The 17,401-nt window shown below is 47.4% G+C and carries 13 protein-coding genes; 9 read left to right on the top strand and 4 right to left on the bottom strand.

Annotated elements, in window-relative coordinates; all coding sequences use genetic code 11:
• Positions 1–3 precede the first annotated feature (3 nt).
• Entirely contained in the window at positions 4–1,305 is a 1,302-nt protein-coding gene (gene thrC / locus DTQ70_RS28805; protein ID WP_122934011.1) for a threonine synthase, read from the bottom strand.
• 267 nt (positions 1,306–1,572) lie between these two features.
• Between thrC and rhaT the strand changes: the two genes are divergently transcribed.
• Positions 1,573–2,625, top strand: coding sequence for an L-rhamnose/proton symporter RhaT (rhaT, locus tag DTQ70_RS28810; protein WP_122934604.1), 1,053 nt, complete (start codon positions 1,573–1,575; stop codon positions 2,623–2,625).
• 70 nt (positions 2,626–2,695) lie between these two features.
• Here the strand turns inward: rhaT and DTQ70_RS28815 are convergent, their stop codons facing one another.
• A complete protein-coding gene (locus DTQ70_RS28815) occupies positions 2,696–4,180 on the bottom strand; it encodes a M56 family metallopeptidase (RefSeq protein ID WP_122934012.1) in 1,485 nt (494 codons plus the stop codon).
• On the bottom strand, positions 4,177–4,548 hold the full coding sequence (locus DTQ70_RS28820; RefSeq protein ID WP_122934013.1) for a BlaI/MecI/CopY family transcriptional regulator: 372 nt from the start codon (positions 4,546–4,548) through the stop codon (positions 4,177–4,179). Before DTQ70_RS28820 ends, DTQ70_RS28815 begins: the two co-directional genes overlap by 4 nt.
• A gap of 360 nt (positions 4,549–4,908) precedes the next feature.
• Between DTQ70_RS28820 and DTQ70_RS28825 the strand changes: the two genes are divergently transcribed.
• The 3 genes from DTQ70_RS28825 (at position 4,909) to DTQ70_RS28835 (ending at position 8,103) form a co-directional block, all read left to right on the top strand.
• Positions 4,909–6,117, top strand: a complete 1,209-nt coding sequence (locus tag DTQ70_RS28825) for a DUF6600 domain-containing protein (RefSeq protein WP_164490259.1) — start codon at positions 4,909–4,911, stop codon at positions 6,115–6,117.
• Between the two features lie 106 nt (positions 6,118–6,223).
• Entirely contained in the window at positions 6,224–7,342 is a 1,119-nt protein-coding gene (locus DTQ70_RS28830; protein WP_122934015.1) for a sensor histidine kinase, read from the top strand.
• Positions 7,339–8,103, top strand: a complete 765-nt coding sequence (locus DTQ70_RS28835; protein ID WP_122934016.1) for a LytTR family DNA-binding domain-containing protein — start codon at positions 7,339–7,341, stop codon at positions 8,101–8,103. The genes DTQ70_RS28830 and DTQ70_RS28835 overlap by 4 nt, the downstream gene beginning before the upstream one ends.
• 245 nt (positions 8,104–8,348) lie before the next feature.
• Here DTQ70_RS28835 and DTQ70_RS28840 read toward each other — a convergent pair whose 3' ends face one another.
• A complete protein-coding gene (locus tag DTQ70_RS28840; protein WP_122934017.1) occupies positions 8,349–9,227 on the bottom strand; it encodes an AraC family transcriptional regulator in 879 nt (292 codons plus the stop codon).
• 555 nt (positions 9,228–9,782) lie between these two features.
• Between DTQ70_RS28840 and DTQ70_RS28845 the strand changes: the two genes are divergently transcribed.
• The 5 genes from DTQ70_RS28845 to DTQ70_RS28865 all read left to right on the top strand — a co-directional run bounded on the left by DTQ70_RS28845 (position 9,783) and on the right by DTQ70_RS28865 (position 17,394).
• The gene (locus tag DTQ70_RS28845; protein ID WP_229600032.1) at positions 9,783–11,252 is read left to right on the top strand and encodes a c-type cytochrome domain-containing protein; all 1,470 of its coding nucleotides are present in this window, start codon (positions 9,783–9,785) and stop codon (positions 11,250–11,252) included.
• A 2-nt stretch (positions 11,253–11,254) separates the two neighbouring features.
• Entirely contained in the window at positions 11,255–14,509 is a 3,255-nt protein-coding gene (locus tag DTQ70_RS28850; RefSeq protein ID WP_122934018.1) for a DUF1553 domain-containing protein, read from the top strand.
• 5 nt (positions 14,510–14,514) lie between these two features.
• Positions 14,515–15,966 (top strand): DUF1501 domain-containing protein, encoded by a 1,452-nt coding sequence (locus tag DTQ70_RS28855; RefSeq protein WP_122934606.1) that lies wholly within the window; start codon positions 14,515–14,517, stop codon positions 15,964–15,966.
• Positions 15,967–16,064: 98 nt separating this feature from the next.
• Positions 16,065–16,622 (top strand): RNA polymerase sigma factor, encoded by a 558-nt coding sequence (locus tag DTQ70_RS28860; protein WP_122934019.1) that lies wholly within the window; start codon positions 16,065–16,067, stop codon positions 16,620–16,622.
• Complete coding sequence (locus DTQ70_RS28865; protein ID WP_122934020.1) at positions 16,597–17,394, top strand: hypothetical protein; 798 nt, start codon at positions 16,597–16,599, stop codon at positions 17,392–17,394. Before DTQ70_RS28860 ends, DTQ70_RS28865 begins: the two co-directional genes overlap by 26 nt.
• The last annotated feature ends 7 nt before the right edge of the window (positions 17,395–17,401 follow it).

Genomic DNA, 17,401 nt, shown 5'->3' on the forward strand with positions numbered 1-17,401 from the left:
AGTTTATCCCAACAAATAGGCTTTGAAATCAGCAAACTGTTTGGTCATTGGGGTTGCTACTTTTTCTTTACTAAGCAAATCAGACAAACGCGTCGGAATTTCGACGTCGCCAGTGCCCAACGCTTCTTCCACGACGTTTAAGAATTTGGCATAATGCGCCGTTGACAAAAATACTCCTGCTACTTCTTTTTGAGTTAGGTTCGTGTATTCTTTTAAACCTAAATAAGCCACGGCCGTATGTGGACACATTAAGTAGCCCGTGCGGTCATACACCTCGCGCATGGCGGCTTTGGTTTGGTCATCATTAAACCAAAAACCCGAAATGTCTTGTTTTACTTTGGGCCACTCGTCGCCAAAAAAGCGGGTCATTCGCACAAAATTACTTGGATTGCCTACGTCCATGGCGTTAGAAATGGTTTCAACCGACGGCACAGGCGCATAATTCCCGTTCGACAAATAATTAGGAACGACGTTGTTGCGGTTGGTGGTGGCAATAAAATGCGCCACGGGTAAGCCCATCCGATACGCCAAAAGCCCAGCGCTCAAGTTGCCAAAGTTTCCGCTTGGCACCGAAAACACCACAGGCAAACCCAATTGTTTCACTTGGGCATACGCGCGGAAATAATAAAACGACTGCGGAATGAGGCGTGAAATATTGATGGAGTTGGCCGAAGCTAGGTTGTACTTTTTATTGAGTTCGTCGTCCAAAAATGCTTGCTTTACCAGCGCCTGACAGTCATCAAATGTACCATCGACTTCTAGCGCGGTTACATTTCCGCCCAAGGTGGTCAATTGCTTTTCTTGAATATCGCTGACCTTACCACTAGGGTACAAAATCGTTACGTTGATGCCAGGGACATTGTGAAACCCTTGGGCTACCGCGCCACCTGTATCTCCCGATGTAGCCACCAAAATGCGTATTTCTTGCTGCGAACGTACCAAAAAGTAGGACATCAACGAAGCCATAAAGCGCGCCCCAAAATCCTTGAAAGCCATCGACGGCCCGTGGAATAGCTCCAAACAGTACGTTTTATCTTCAATAGGGACAACTGGCGCATCAAAATCAAAGGCCCGCTCCACAATGCGCAAAATATCGGCTTCGGGAATGTCGTCGCTCAGAAGTGTTTTTGATACTTCAAACGCAATTTCGTTGAACGAACGTTGCTCGATATTCGCTAAAAAATCGGGTGAAATACTGGGAATATGTTCGGGCATATACAACCCATTATCGGCAGGAAGGCTACGAAAAACAGCTTCTTCTAATGAGGCTTTGAGCTGTGCATTTTTGGTACTGTATAAAATCATTGGAAGGTGGTACGCGATGCGTGTTAACTTTTTTCAAAATTGAGAGTCCAAAATTACGCCGCTCATCCCCCTCATGCAAGAACTTCCTCATTTTTGCGTTTCGATGCACTTCAAAAAAGCTATAATACGTGGTGCGTAAAACGGAGAAAAAAAAATCTTTTTACATGACAGTCAAGGACAGTTGAGGGTATGCAGCTATCTAAGTTTGTACAATTTGTTGTATTAATACAATTTTCAACTCTTTACCAACTCAAAAACCGTTTTCTCATGGAGTCTATTTTAGGCGTTATTTTTCACTCAATAGGGGGATTTGCCTCGGGTAGTTTTTATATGCCCTACAAAAAAGTAAAAGGATGGTCTTGGGAAAGTTATTGGATTATCGGGGGGCTATTTTCGTGGCTCATCGTGCCGCCTCTGGCCGCTTGGTTAACCATTCCAGGTTTTTCCGAAATCATCAAAGCTACTTCCTCTGATGTTATTAAACTGACCATTTTCTTTGGACTTTTATGGGGAATCGGCGGGCTTACTTACGGGTTAGGAGTTCGTTATTTGGGTATGTCGCTTGGCAACTCCGTAACTTTAGGATTCTGTTCGGCGTTTGGGTCATTGCTTCCCGCTATTTTCTACGCAGTTTATCCAACCGAAGGGAAAGTGTCTATCATTGATATGATTAATTCGCGTAGCGGACAAGTGGTGTTGCTGGGAATTGCCGTGTGCTTGCTTGGTATTTTTATTTGTGGAAAGGCTGGAATGATGAAAGAAAACGAGCTTTCTACCGAAGAAAAACAAAAGAGTGTGGCGGAGTTTAACGTGGGAAAAGGGCTAGTTGTGGCCATTATTTCGGGAACGTTGAGCGCTTGCTTTAATTTCGGTATCGAAGCTGGAAAACCCATGGCTGACGCCGCCGTAGCAGCGGGCATGAATCCGCTTTACCAAAACAACGTGATTTATGTGGTGTTACTTTGGGGAGGACTAACAACCAATTTTATTTGGTGTATGATTCTTAACAGTCGCAACAAATCGTTTGGCGATTACCTCAATCCCGCCACGCCACTTGTCAAAAACTATGTATTCTCGGCACTTGCAGGCACTACCTGGTTCTTGCAATTTTTCTTCTACGGAATGGGCGAAAGCAAACTGGGCAATGGGGCTAGTTCGTGGATTCTTCACATGGCAACCATCATCCTAACGGCCAACTTATGGGGTTTATACTTTAAAGAGTGGAAAGCCGTTTCTCCCCGTACCTTCCGCACGATAGTATTAGGGATTCTTACCATGCTCGTTTCGGTGGTTATTGTGGGGATTGGCAATAGTTTATAATGCTCGTTTTTATACAAAAAGAGGCTGTCTCTTTGGTTGGAGACAGCCTCTTTTTGTTTTAACAAAATGCTTATTTGCCTTTCTCTGCATTTTCTTTCTTCCACTTGGCCATGTTAAAACCCAAATAATAACGCTTATCTGCCAAGGTTTCTGCTCGGTTTTTTTCGTAGTATGCCGTTGTTTCCAAGTCCAACTGAAACTTGTATTTGTAACCAATCGTCGCTTGGGCGTTTTTGTAAAGTCGGCTAATAAACACTTGCGAAAAATCCGATGCCTTGTAATTGTTTAACACCGAATTAGGTACCTTTTTGCCATCAATCCAGAGTCCGTAAATTTTCGGATTTTTGTACGATTCAAACTCCTTTTCCGTAGGTGTAATTCTTGGTAATGGCCCTAAAGGAGGATTCATGGCGTACTGCTGCTGTAACTGCTGCGTCTCACTCATCGACTTAAAAAGCACTTCCAAACGGGCACGGTCGGTTTCGTTGGGGCGATCCAATCGGCTCCATTCTTTGCCGTTATGTACACCTTTTGTAACGTATTTGTTAACCAGGGTTTGGTATTCGGTAATCATTTCGGGAGAAGCTCCGTCGGGGTTGGATGGGGCTTTTGCGCTAGAAGCAGGTTGAATAGTCGGAGGAGCAGGGGTTTGCGCCCAACTAAGGTCGGCAAAAGCAATGCCTACGCCCAAAAGGACAGCAAAAGCAGCAGCTTTAAGGCCAAAGGCGCGGAGAGGAGTTGTGTTTTTTTGCATCATGGCGAAACGGGTTTTGGTGACTTTATAATTAAATGAACTCGACAGAGCAAGGTGCGTGTGGTGGCAAAGGCGGTGGAGCAGTAAGTATTGGTAAACGGGCGGATTGGGATGGGCGCGAAGTACCCATTCGTCGGCCAAAAACTCGTGGTTGAGAGCAATCGCGTGGCGGTAATACCAAACTGCGGGATTGAACCAGCCAATAATTTTGAAAAACTCGCTCCAAAGAATATCAAAAGTGTGTTTCTGACGAATGTGCGCTTCTTCGTGTTGCCAGATTTCGGGTTCGATGCTGCCTTGTTGGTATTCGGTTTCGTTGACAAAAACGTAATTCCAAAAACTGTACGGAGTGATGGCTTGGGGAAGAAGAACTATCCTTAATTGACCCTGCCGAACGACGGGGTGCTGCCCAATACTCTTTCGCATAAGCCAAAGATTTTGGACAAAACGTACGAACAATAAGCTGGCTACCAGCAGATACAACCCGCCAACGAGTTGCTCCAAAGAAGGGACAATAGTGGTTGTTTTTTCAACTGTCTGCTGCACAAAAGGAGGAGTTGTTGTGGCTTTTGGCGTAAGGTTGGGGGAAATAATGGCTGTTTCATGGCTGAGGTAGGTAGGTACGGGCGCGACCGTAGAAGGAAGTTGAATAGGGACAAAGGGCACGAGGGCAGCAAAAGCCAGCCCAAACACTAAGAAAAAGCGACTAAAGACATAGACTTTTTCTTTTCGCAGCAAAAAATGATAAACCATCAGCAACACGGCTGACACAACGGTGAATTTGAGCACGTAGAGTATCATTGTTGTTTGTTTTTGATTTGTTGTTCAATCACGCTTTTTAAGTCTTCAAGCTCGGTTTCGGAGAGGTCGGTGGCCGTGGTAAAAAAGGAGGCAAATTGAGAAGCAGAGTTGCCAAAAAATTGCTGAATCAATCCCTTGACGTGTTTCCCGAAATAATCCTCTTTGGTCACAAGTGCATGGTATTGTCGAGAATTTCCAAAGGTTTCGTAGCCCACAAAGCCTTTGTCTTGCATTCGTTTGAGCAAAGTAGCAACGGTAGTAGCGGCGGGTTTCGGGTCGGGATGGGCCTCAATGAGGTCTTTCATGAAAATGGGGCCTTGCCGCCAGAGGTATTCCATGAGTTGTTCTTCGGCTTTAGAAAGTTGCATATTCTACGGATGTGTATTTTGTTCTACAAATGTAGAATTTCAGAATGATACTTCCAACTAATTTTTCAAATTTAATTGGATGGTAGAAAGAAATCCGTGCGGTTAATCGTTAACTGTTAGTCGTTATCCGTTTAAAGTCAACGAATTGTATAAAAGAAAATACCCCAAAGCTTTTGCTCGGTTACTTAAAAAGTAGCCTCGGAGAGGCGCAACGTTTGTAGAATCTCGGAGAGGCGCACCGTTTGTAGCAACGGATACATTTTCCTTAATGATTGTTAACGGGTTTGGTAATTGAAATGAAATGCAGTACCTTTTCGTTATCATTACAAAAGCAACAGCTTCCTTTAACAATTGAAAACAATGATGACTTTCAATAACTTCCGCGCGCTATTTTTGGCTTTGGGTGTTGCCGTGACACTCTTCGCAGCCCAAAAAAGCTGGGCCCAAAACTACGACTACGAGCCTTCGTACGATGAGTTTTACGACGAGCTTTCTCCTTATGGCGATTGGATGGACTATCCGTCGTACGGACGGGTATGGCGCCCCCGCGTAGAGCCTGATTTTCAGCCCTATGGTACCAATGGGCGCTGGGAAATGACCGAATACGGCAACACGTGGGTGTCGGATTATCCGTGGGGCTGGGCACCGTTTCACTACGGACGCTGGACGTTTGACAACTACTATGGCTGGGTGTGGATTCCTGGTTATGAATGGGGGCCTGCTTGGGTAACTTGGCGCTCGGGTGGCGGCTACTACGGCTGGGCACCGTTAGGCCCAGGGATGGGGCTGGACATCAATATTAACATCAACATCCCGCATAACTACTGGGTGTTTGTTCCCGATATGTACATTCGTAGCCCGCGTGTGTATAGCTACTGTGTGCCACGCAACCGCATCTCTGGTTTGTGGGGTGGAACATCCTACCTCAACAATTATTACCGATACAACAACCGTTCGTACGTGTTTGGCCCTCACCGCCGTGACCTAGAACGCGTGACTCGCAACCGCGTGTATGTGTATCGCGCCGATGACTTGTACCGCAATTACCGCCGCAACGATTATAACCGTAACGACCGTTATTCACAAAATAACCGCTCGTATCCACAGCGGCAGTATGACAATCGCATGGGGCAAAACAACTCACGCTACAACGACCGTTCTATGCCTCAGTCGAGACGAGAAAGCGAAGAGCGTTGGGAAAATCGCTCGCAAAATACACCTCGGCGTGATGACGACCGTAACTCACAAGGTCAGCGTAACGATGGCCGTAGAGACGAGGGACGTTATCAGCAACCTCAACCCCGTTACGAACAGCCACAACAACGCCAGGAACAACCCCAGCAACGCTACGAACAACCGCGCGGTGGTGCTGAGCGTACTTGGCAGGGTGGAGGAGAAAGAGACAGTAGCCCCCAACGCCGTAGCGAAGGACAAAGCCCTAGCCGTTCGACAGAACGGAGCGAAACGCCCCGCAATGACCGTGGAGGATGGCAAGGACGTGGCTCAGCCCAGTCGTCGCCTTCGGGAGAACAACAGGGTGAACGAGGAGGGAGAAGAATAAGAGATTGAGCAAAAAAGGCATTCACAACTTGATATGAGTCATTCGACGGGCTGAAATAGACATTCAGCCCGTTTTTGTTGCCTTATTATGAGCTAATTCCTTATTTTTACTTTGATGAATCTAGCTCCTTCTGACTTTCTCAGCAAACGCCAACAACTCCAACTTGCTTGGAGTGTGGTGATTGTTTATTTGCCAATTCGGATTTATATCAACATTCATGACCTTAGCCAAGTCCCGATTTTGCAACGCTTACCGCTCTGGATGATGGAGGTGACAGTCAATGTGCTGTTTTTCTTTTTGTGGATTAACGTCATTGAGTGGGTGCAGAAACGGTTGTTTAGCTGGTTTGGTAGGGGATTTCTGATGGAATTCAAAATCCCCGCTCAATTGGCGATGTTTTCGATGGCTACCGTGTTGGCGATTATGTTCAATATCGGCTTTCGGGGTTTATGGAGTTTTGCCGAAGATTCGCTCGAACAACGTTTTGGTCTTGCCCCAAACCATTCGCCCGAAAACAGCGTTGCGCATCATTTTACAAAGCAGCAAAAGAAAAAGGCCAACATGGGCCTGACCATTTTGGCGATGTTATCGGCCTTTTACTTGGCCTCCAACCGACGGGCATATCAACAACTGGAAAACGTGCAACTAAAGGCCGAGCGGTTGGAAAAAGAAAACGTGAAGACGCAGTTTAATGCTTTAAAAAACCAAGTTAGCCCTCATTTTTTGTTCAATAATTTCAGTATCCTTTCTTCCTTAGTAGAAACCGATAGCGAGCAAGCAAGTAAATTTCTTCAGCAACTTTCAAAAGTTTATCGGTATATTTTAGAACAAAGTGACAACGAACGTAGTAGTCTCAAAGGAGAGTTAGAGTTTATTGAAACGTACCTATTTTTGTTAAAAATGCGTTTTGATGAAAAATTGAAAGTCGAAATTGAGATTCCTGAGCTGGTTGCAAATCGGTATTCGATTGCCCCGCTGACGCTACAATTGTTGGTTGAAAACGCCGTCAAACACAATCGAATGTCGGCCGAAGAGCCGCTGCTGGTTTCTATTCACTGCGACGAGACGTATTTGAGCGTGGTTAATCCGATTCAGCCTCGTCCCCAGAGCGAACCTTCGACGGGCTTAGGACTGAACAATATCGTCAATCGATACAAATTACTAACCTCAACTCCCGTTTCTATCACCCAAAAAGAGGGGATGTTTAGAGTTACCATACCATTGCTTACATGAACGTATTAATTATTGAAGATGAAAAACTGACGGCCCAGCGGTTGGCTCATTTGCTGCATCGTTACGATCCCGAAATTCGGGTATTGGCACAAATCCCCTCGGTGACAAATGCAATCAATTGGTTCGAAAACCCCCAACATCCCAAGCCCGATTTGTTGTTTCTGGATATTCACCTAGAAGACGATTTAGGGTTTCGGATTATCGAAAAACTTCAGCTGACGATTCCTGTCATTTTTACCACCGCTTACCACGAATATACCTTGCGGGCTTTTAAAGCCAATAGTATTGATTATTTGTTGAAACCGATTGATTTTGAGGAGCTAAAAGCGGCAGTTGATAAGTTTAAACGGCTGCGACAACCGCTTGTTCCTGAAGTAAATCTCAATGCAATGCTCCAACTTTTTGGGCAAAACCAAGTGGCTTACAAAGACCGTTTTATGGTAACGGTGGGTGCAAAATTGCGGAGTATTCAAACCAGCGAAATTGCTTATTTTTCGTTTGAAGACCGAGCTACGATTCTTACCACGCACGACAACCTTCGCCTCAGCGTCGATTACAGCCTTGATAAGCTTACGCAGTTGCTCAACCCGCATGATTTTTTTCGGGTCAATCGCTCCCTGCTCGTTTCCTTGTCGGCGATTCAAGTTGCCCACGCGTATTCGGGCGGTAAAATAAAGCTAGAATTGACGCCTCCTTATAAACAAGAAGTTTTTGTGAGTGGTGATCGCATTGCTGATTTTAAGGAGTGGCTGGGCAAATAAACTAAAGCCGCTTTCAACGCCTGAGATGCCCTATTTAAGCATCCAAAACGGGCACTGGTGCTTTTTTATTTTTTCTGACGCGCTCTCCGTTCTATTTTTAGGGCGCTTGGTTTGCTTGCTTTTTTGCGCGCTTTCCATTCTTCCAAATGCACTTAAAGACTTTTTAGATAGAATGAGTGAGGGGGCCACGGGGGAGGTTTTGCCTCCCCCGTGCTTGATTTTATCACACTTCAACACAAGGTCTTTTAGTCAAGCTCAGGGACTTGTTTTCGGTACTGGCTTGGCGCTATTCCAAAACGGCTTTTAAACAGTTTAGAAAAATAGTAGATGTCAAACACACCTACTCGGTCGGCAATTTCTTGCAGTGAAAGCGAAGAAGTCGTTATCAATAATTTGGCCCGTTCTAGCCGTTTATTGATGATATAGTCCAACGGGCGAACGCCCAATATTTTTTGGAATTGCCGCGAAAAATAATCGCAATTCAGCCCCTGAAGGTCAGCCAATTGCTCTACTGTCAGCTTTTTATCCAAATGCGTATGAATAAACCGAAGTACAAAACCGATGTCACTACGGCGGTGTTTGTCGCTAGTATTGTCGAAGGCAGTGGTAGGGCGGATAAATCGAGATACTAGCTGAAGTAAAATTCCCTGCGTTTCGATCAGATGGTGTTCGTTGGTTGGAGGGTATTTTTGGTTAAAACTGAGCAAATCTGCGCGGTTATCGTAGGTTTTAGGGTCGCTTTTTAAGATGGCACGGCCTGGGTGTAAATCCAATAAGCGCTGGAACAGTTCCTTGTCAAAATGAGAAGCTTTGGCCTCATACACAAACGGTAGAATGTCGAATACCGAAAGCCCCGACTCGGAATCATCTAAAAAGGAGATATAATATTGCTGCATGTTGGTGTCGCAATGATAACGACTGACCGAAAACTTGGGAATGAGGTACATATACCCAGGTTTTAATACGTATTTCTGCTGATTATGATAAACCCAAGCTTCTCCTTCGGTGATAAAGTACAAGCGGGAAAAGGGGCTTAACACGCCGTCAAATTGCCAATCATTGCCTAGCGAAGCATAACCAATGTGCAAGAGGTCAAATTTTAAGGTGTAGAGTGTGTCAATCATTGTAGTATGGATTAGATAAAAAAAAGCTCATGTATAAAAGGAACAATGAGCTTTTTGCGGCTTTAACCTATCTATCTATTTATAAAAACGCTGCGTTATAATGGGTGTCGGGCGCTTTAACTGTTACAAAGAAAACGTATTTTAGTTTAATTTTATCTTTGAAATTTACCATAGTTGTAAGATATTTTAACTTCTAATTCGCATAAAATAGATTCTATTGGGAATAATTATTTAGCAAAGAGTAGGATTGTGGTATTTCTAAATTTTGATTCTGGAAATATGTGTACTGTATCCGAAGGTTCTTATCCTTTTTATGCGTTCATCCGTCTAAACCTGTTCAATCTGCTGTATCCGTGGGCTATTATCGGCGGTTGTTATACACGGATGGCTTGGGTTCGAGACGGTTTTTGAGGACTTAAAAAATATTCGGGCGCAGTAACTTATGCGGGAAAGTATTTAAAAAAGTCGGATTTGTACAAATAGCTGACACTTTTATTCATTTTTGAAAGGCAAACTTCACCTTACTTTTGTGTATCCTAAACCAGAAAAACTTGCATGATGACCGTTGCCGAATACATAGGCCGTTTTCACCCACTTTTAGTGCACCTCCCCATCGGTATCCTATTGTTTGGATTTGCGTTGATGTTGTACCAAAAAGTCCGAAGAGCGGAGTTAACTGAGGCTATTTCGCTGGCGTGGCTGGCCGGGGCGATTGCCGCATTGTTGTCGTGCGGGGCGGGCTGGCTGTTGGTGCAATCGGGCGACTACGAAGCGGAGGCCGTGCAGGTACACCAATGGACGGGGCTGGCAACGGCTGCGTTGAGTTTTTTGACCTACGCTTTTGTAAAATACCGCTGGCTATTGGCCTCGGCAACGGTGATTCTATTGACCATCGCAGGGCATTACGGCGGTAACCTGACGCACGGCGAAGGTTATTTGTCGTTTGTTAATCGACCCACTGAGGCATCTGATACGACGGCGGTGGTCATTGCGCCTGAGGTAACAAAACAAGATTCGTTGGTAGCGGCCAATCAGCCCCAAGTTCGTCGCACGTTTTTTTACCGCGACCAAGTGGTGCCTATCCTAGAAAAAAACTGTTACAGTTGTCATTCGGCGAAGAAAAAGAAGGGCGGACTGCGGCTTGATACCGAAGCTTTTATCCAAAAGGGAGGTAAAAATGGGGGAGTGTTAGTAGCGGGAAATCCGCAAAAAAGCAAACTGTTTAGCTACCTGCTGCTTCCGCACGACGACGAAATGCACATGCCACCCAAAGGCAAACGCCAATTAACTTCCCAAGAAGTAGCCATACTGCACCATTGGATTGCGAAAGGGGCATCGTTTAAGGAAGAAGTGGAGGTTATTCAGAATCAGCAACCGTCGGAGGTGGAAGCCTCGGCGATTTTGCCACTTACCTTTCCCGCTGCGCTTGCTGACTGCACGATTGTTCCTCAAAAAGAAACACATGCCGTGGCAAGCGTCGAGACGTCGATATTGGCGAAACCAACCGACGCACCTACTACCTCGACGGTGGCGTATTTTCAGCAACAGCAGGTGACGTTGACGCCCGTCCAGCAAGGAACGGGCTACGTAGCGGCCAATTTTGTGAATGTAAAAGCGTACCAGCCGTCGATGTTGAAAGAATTGAGCCGCGTGCAAGGTCAATTGGTACGGTTGCGTCTTTCCAACCAGCCCGTGCGCGATGAAGAGTTGAAGCCGCTGAGTACCTTGACCAACCTCAACCGACTCAATCTTGAAAATACACAAATTACGGATGCGGCGTTGGCCGAATTGAAGCAATTGCCGAAATTAGAACAGCTAAATTTGTACGGTACGGCGGTGACCGATGAAGGTATTCAACAATTAGCGACTTATCCACAATTGAAGGTCGTTTATTTGTGGAAAACCAAGGTAACTCCGCAAGGAATTGAACGGCTCAAACGCGCCAAACCAACGTTGAAAATAGAAGATGGACAACAAAGACTCACGTTGCCCGATACCAATAAAACCACAAAAACGCAATCATAGTCATGATGAGGTTACTCCTTTTTTTCTTGGCCAGCGTGCCTTTTTGGTTTCCTCCCACCAAAACCATTGACGGCGTAAAAGTGCCCGAGGAAGTGGCCGCCGCCTATGACAAACTCCCCGCCGAACTGGATTATAACCAACACGTAAAGCCTGTGCTTTCCGACAAATGCTTTGCCTGCCACGGCCCCGATAAAGCCAAACAAAAGGCGGGTTTACGCCTTGACGTAGCACAAGCTGCTTACGGTTCGCTGCCCGAAAACCCTGGCAAAGTAGCCGTCAAGCCAGGTAGCTTGGCCAAAAGTGAGTTGGTACACCGCATTTTGTCCAACGACCCTGACTACCAAATGCCGACGCCGCAATCGCACCTCACCCTGACGGCGGAGGAAAAAGCCGTTTTACTCAAATGGGTAAAAACGGGAGCGGTGTACAAGCCACACTGGGCGTTTGTGAAACCTGAGAAAAAAGCCATCCCTAGCCCGCCCGCATTCAGCGGCTACACGCCCGTCAATGAAATTGATTATTTTGTTGGACAACGGTTGATGCGTGAAGGACTGACGCCATCGGTCGAAGCGCCCAAGGAGTTATTGTTGCGGCGGTTGTCGTTGGATATAACAGGATTACCCCCGACCATCGCCGAAATCGACGCTTTTTTGGCAGATAAAAGCCCCAATGCCTACGAAAAACAAGTGGATAGGCTGCTGGCGTCGCCGCATTTTGGCGAGCGCATGGCCACCGATTGGCTGGACGTAGCCCGCTATGCTGATTCTCACGGCTATACCGTCGATCGGTTGCGTGATATGTCGCCTTACCGCGACTGGGTCATCAATGCTTTCAACCAAAACATGCGCTACGATGCCTTCATCCACCAGCAATTGGCGGGGGATTTGATGAAAGGGCCTTCGGGAAATACCCCAAGCCGTGACATGCTGATTGCGACGGCCTTCAACCGAAACCACCAACAAAACATGGAAGGGGGAATTGTGGAAGAAGAGTTTCAGACCGAATATGTTATGGATCGAGCCAATACCTTGGGTGATGCGTTCATGGCGTTGTCACTGGGTTGTGCGCGTTGCCACGACCACAAATACGACCCTATTTCTCAGAAAAATTACTACGAACTTTACAGCTTTTTCAACAACGTGCGCGAAGCGGGACAAATTTCTTGGAACGACGACTTGCCCACGCCTACGCTGCTGTTGCCTACCGAAAAGCAAGAGGAGTTAATCCGTTTTATGCAGTCGTCGATGAAAGAACAGGAAGCCAAATTGGCCAAAACTGTGGATGCTTCCGAGGCTTCTTTTCAGGCGTGGCTAGGAACGGAAGAGCCGCAAAAACTCAAAATCCAAGCCGTGCCGCAGGTAGGACTACAGGGCTTTTTCACGTTTGAAGATTCGTTGAGAAATACGGTAAATCCTTCGCACAAGGGCAAAATGAAACGCGACGCGGGCGATGCCGACAAGCCTGTTTTTTCAAAAACCGCCCGTGGACAAGTACTCGAACTCAACGGCGATTCGTACGCCGATTTGCGGCCTGTGGGCATTTTTCGGAAATCAGAGCCGTTTTCGGTTGGGATTTGGGCGTGGTTTCCCAAAGAGTTTAAAGAAGGCGTGATTTTTCACAAAAGTAATGCCGAGCGGTTGTACAATTTCAAAGGTTTTCATTTGCACGTCAAAGACAACCGTTTTGAAATCTGCATGGCGCACACCGCTCCGTCCAATGCCATCACGCGGCAAAGCAATCAACCCATTCCGCGCGACCGCTGGGTGCAGTTGACCATGACGTACGACGGTTCGTCCAAAGCCAATGGTTTTAAATTGTTTATGGACGGCACCGAATTGGCGATGGAAACGGTGATAGACCAGTTGTACAAAGACATTATTTTTTACGATGCCAAAAACGAAACGGGGCTACAAATCGGTGGCTGGTGGCGTGGATTGGGCTTCAAAGGGGGTAAAGTGGACGACGTGGCGGTGTATAACCGAACCCTCACGCCTTTTGAAATAAAGATTTTGGCCAACAAAGCTACGTGGCAAGCCATCGTGGATAAACCTGCTGCCGCGCTGTCGCAGGAAGAACGGGCAGTGCTGAAAGACTACTACGTGTCGGCCGTGGATGCGGCGGTGGCTGCCGAACGGGCAGTTCTCCAACAACAACGAACGGCTTTCAGCGATTCCACGCGCCACATTGCCGAAATTATGGTAATGCAGGAAATGCCAACGCCCAAACGCTCGTACTTGCTACAACGCGGGCAATACGACGCGCCTGGCCCCGAAGTGTTTCCCAATACCCCTTCGGCGGTATTGGCTTTCCCCGCCACCCTTCCCAAAAACCGCCTTGGCTTGGCACAGTGGTTGACCGATCCTAATCACCCGCTGACGGCGCGGGTAGCAGTGAATCGCTATTGGCAAAATTTCTTTGGAACAGGCTTAGTAAAAACCACCGAAGACTTTGGAAACCAAGGCGAATTGCCCTCTCATCCTGAACTGCTGGATTGGTTGGCCGTCACGTTCCGTCAGGATTACGGATGGGATGTCAAACGATTGGTGAAATTGATGGTGATGTCGGCTACCTACCGTCAAGATTCGCGCACGACGGCCGCTTTGCGAGAGCGCGACCCCGAAAATCGCTTATTGGCACGAGGCCCAGCCACTCGCCTAACCGCCGAAATGCTCCGCGACAATGCGCTGGTGGCCAGTGGATTATTGAATAATAAAATTGGGGGTAAAAGCGTGAAACCTTACCAGCCCGATGGCTTGTGGGAAATCAACAGCATGACCTACAAAATGGATACGACCGATGCCATTTACCGCCGTAGCCTGTACGTGATTGTCAAACGCTCCGTGCCCAATCCGACCTTGGGGACGTTTGATGCCCCCACGCGTAGCAGCTGCATCGTACGCCGACAACGCACCAACACGCCTTTGCAAGCCTTGGTCACGCTCAACGACCCCACCTACGTGGAAGCCTCGCGGGTAATGGGCGAGCAAATGGCCCGCCAAAAACAGTCAGCGGAAGCGATTGAATGGGCGTACCGACAACTGACGGGAAAACGACCCAACGAAAAGGAAGTACAGTTGTTGGATAAATTATACACGACGCAATACCAGACCTTTAAAGCAACCCCCGCCAAAACAAAAGGTTGGCTAAAAACAGGGCTGAAAAAAATAGATACCACGCTCGAACCTGCCCAAGTGGCAGCCTACGCCGTCGTGGCCAATACCATTTTAAATTCCGATGCAACCATCACCAAACGCTAATGCCCATGACACCGCATCACGATGAACCTTTTCGATTGCATACGCCCGAATTTTCGGGCTTGAACCAACAGCTCGACCGCCGCGATTTTCTCAAGCGAACGGCCTCGGGATTGGGGGCGTTGGCGCTGGGTAGTTTGTTAGGAACGCCAAGTTTTGGCGCAACGCCGATTTTGCCCAAAGCCAAACGGGTGGTTTACTTGTTTATGGCAGGCGGGCCTTCGCAGTTTGAAACCTTTGATTACAAACCCAAATTGCAGTCGATGCTCGGGGCAGCTTTGCCCGATTCGGTGCGAAAAGGGCAGCGCCTGACGGGGATGAGCGCCAACCAAGCGTCGTTGCCGATTGCCCCAAGTGTGTATGGTTTCAAACAACACGGAAGTACGCGCACGTGGGTGAGTGAGCTGCTGCCTTACACGGCGCAGGTGGTGGACGAATTGTGTTTGGTTAAATCGCTTTATACCGAACAAATTAACCACGATCCCGCCATCACGTTTTTTCAAACGGGTCATCAACTCCCTGGGCGTCCGTCGATTGGGTCGTGGGTGAGCTATGGCTTAGGCTCTGAAAATCAGAACTTACCTGCTTTTATCGTGTTGGTGTCCAAAGACGCATCCAAAGACCAGCCTTTGTACGCGCGGCTGTGGGGAAATGGCTTTTTACCGTCCGAATACCAAGGCGTGCAGTTTCGGTCGGGCAAAGACCCCGTGTTGTTTCTCAATAATCCCGAAGGCTACGACGGCACCGACCGTGAGCAGATGTTGGGGTACTTGAGCCAACTCAATAGCTTGCAAAACGATACGTGGGGCGACCCCGAAGTGAATGCCCGCATTGCGCAGTACGAAATGGCGTATCGGATGCAAACTTCCGTGCCCGAAGTGATGGATACCAGCCAAGAACCCGACGAGGTATTTGACCTGTACGGCCCTGGTAGTCGCGATAAAGGAAGCTACGCGGCCAATTGTTTGTTGGCCCGTAAACTGTTGGAAAAAGACGTGCGTTTTGTGCAGCTTTACCACCAAGGCTGGGATCACCACGGGTCGTTGCCCAAAGGCATGGCGAAGCAGTGCAAACAAATTGACCAAGCCACGGCGGGGCTGTTGATTGACCTCAAGCGCCGAGGACTGCTCGAAGATACCTTGGTCGTGTGGGGAGGCGAATTTGGCCGAACAGTATATTCACAAGGAAAACTAGCCGCCAACGATTACGGCCGCGACCACCACCCGCGTTGCTTTACGATGTGGATGGCAGGGGCAGGCGTGAAATCAGGGTTTTCGTACGGACAAACCGACGATTTTAGCTACAACATCGTCAAAGATCCCGTGCACGTGCATGACTTTCAAGCGACGTTGCTGCATTTGATGGGCGTTGACCACGAGCAGTTGACGTATAAATACCAAGGCCGCCGTTTTCGCCTTACAGACGTACACGGGAAGTTGGTGAAAGGGATTTTGAGTTAAGACCTGCGTCGGAGACGCTAGGCTGTTTTTTTATTTTTTTTACAACGCAGGCAACCTTTCGCCTGCGTTTCTTATTATAAGCCCAAAACGCACCTAATTTGATTACACTCGCCACCATACAAAAAGCCCAGCACCGCGATAAAATGGCCCAAAAACAGCTTTTTGAAGGCTATGGTAATGTTATTTATCGCTTGGCTTTTAGGTACTTGCGAGAGCGAGCCGATGCCGAAGACGTTGTTTCGGAAGCGTTTTGCTTGGCTTTTGAGAATATGCCGAAAGCAAATTTCCAGAGTGTGCCATTTTTTGAAGCTTGGTTGAAGCGTATCACGGTCAATGAGGCGTTGAAATCACTTCGCAAGCGTGCCAATTTTCATTTGTTGTCAGATTCTGAGTTTGAAATAGAAGCCGTTAGCGAAAACACCATCGAGAGGCTTTCGGCCGCACAAATTTGGGAAATTGTTTCGCAGCTTCCTGTTGGCTACCGAACCGTTTTTAACCTGTACGAAATCGAAGGGTATAGCCACGCCGAGATTGCCAAAATGCTGAACATCTCGGAAGGGACATCCAAATCTCAATTAAGTAAGGCAAAATCATTGTTGCAAAAAAGGGTCATTGAACTAGAAAAAGACTATGCACAATCAAAAATTGTTCGATAAAATCCGAGATACGCTCAGCGACGATGCGGCGGAGGACGTTAGCCCTTTTGAATGGGATAAAAAAGCCGTGTGGGAGCGTATCGAAACGCAAAATTCCCCCCGCCGTGGTTTTACTTTTGGTAGATGGGCGGCGGTGGCTGCCGCTTTTATTGGGATACTATTGTTGGGTAAATGGTTGTTGAGTCCCCAGTCTTTGAACGAATTACCACCAAGCTTGGCTAAAGTTACTCCGCAGCCTAGTCTTTCTAAGCCACCCGTAGAGCCGTTAAAAGTAGCAACCACTCAGCAGAATAAGGCGTTTGTGAAGAAAAACAAAAGCTACAGATACGTTGAAAGACAGTTGGTTGTAGAAGATACTTGGGCCGTTGAGCCAGAGGATTCAAGTAAGCTTGCGCAAGTCGTTGTCCAAGCCGATGGAATCACCTCACCCCAACCCCTCGCCTTGTTGGAGAAGGGTGAAGCGTTTTCCCGTGTCCAAAAGGAAGAAGGCGACGCCCAAAAAAGTCCCCTTCTACAGAAAGGAGAGGAGGATTTAGGAAATGAGGCGAAGCCCAAAGAACGAGTCCTGATTGTGGATATTGACTTACCAGATTTTCCCGAGAAAACCCCCGCCCAAGATTTGTTAAGAACCACCTTTTTAGAACGCTTTAGTCGAGAAACGCGCCGTTTGCGCACAGAACGAAAATTTGATTTAAGAGCATTGGACCGCCGCGCAGGCAAAGGCGTGTGGTCATTGGTCGCGCACAGCCTCGTTGTACCAGAATCGAAATAACCAATAA

It is taken from the genome of Runella sp. SP2 (assembly GCF_003711225.1).
In the GTDB taxonomy this organism is placed as follows: Bacteria; Bacteroidota; Bacteroidia; order Cytophagales; family Spirosomataceae; genus Runella.

Excerpts from the sequence above, each read along its gene's own strand:
- DTQ70_RS28855 (WP_122934606.1), top strand. The coding sequence starts at position 14,515 with ATGACACCGCATCACGATGAACCTTTTCGATTGCATACGCCCGAATTT.
- DTQ70_RS28835 (WP_122934016.1), top strand. The coding sequence starts at position 7,339 with ATGAACGTATTAATTATTGAAGATGAAAAACTGACGGCCCAGCGGTTG.
- DTQ70_RS28850 (WP_122934018.1), top strand. The coding sequence starts at position 11,255 with ATGATGAGGTTACTCCTTTTTTTCTTGGCCAGCGTGCCTTTTTGGTTT.
- DTQ70_RS28865 (WP_122934020.1), top strand. The coding sequence starts at position 16,597 with ATGCACAATCAAAAATTGTTCGATAAAATCCGAGATACGCTCAGCGAC.
- DTQ70_RS28815 (WP_122934012.1), bottom strand. The coding sequence starts at position 4,180 with ATGATACTCTACGTGCTCAAATTCACCGTTGTGTCAGCCGTGTTGCTG.
- DTQ70_RS28820 (WP_122934013.1), bottom strand. The coding sequence starts at position 4,548 with ATGCAACTTTCTAAAGCCGAAGAACAACTCATGGAATACCTCTGGCGG.
- DTQ70_RS28830 (WP_122934015.1), top strand. The coding sequence starts at position 6,224 with ATGAATCTAGCTCCTTCTGACTTTCTCAGCAAACGCCAACAACTCCAA.
- DTQ70_RS28825 (WP_164490259.1), top strand. The coding sequence starts at position 4,909 with ATGATGACTTTCAATAACTTCCGCGCGCTATTTTTGGCTTTGGGTGTT.
- thrC (WP_122934011.1), bottom strand. The coding sequence starts at position 1,305 with ATGATTTTATACAGTACCAAAAATGCACAGCTCAAAGCCTCATTAGAA.
- DTQ70_RS28845 (WP_229600032.1), top strand. The coding sequence starts at position 9,783 with ATGATGACCGTTGCCGAATACATAGGCCGTTTTCACCCACTTTTAGTG.
- rhaT (WP_122934604.1), top strand. The coding sequence starts at position 1,573 with ATGGAGTCTATTTTAGGCGTTATTTTTCACTCAATAGGGGGATTTGCC.
- DTQ70_RS28840 (WP_122934017.1), bottom strand. The coding sequence starts at position 9,227 with ATGATTGACACACTCTACACCTTAAAATTTGACCTCTTGCACATTGGT.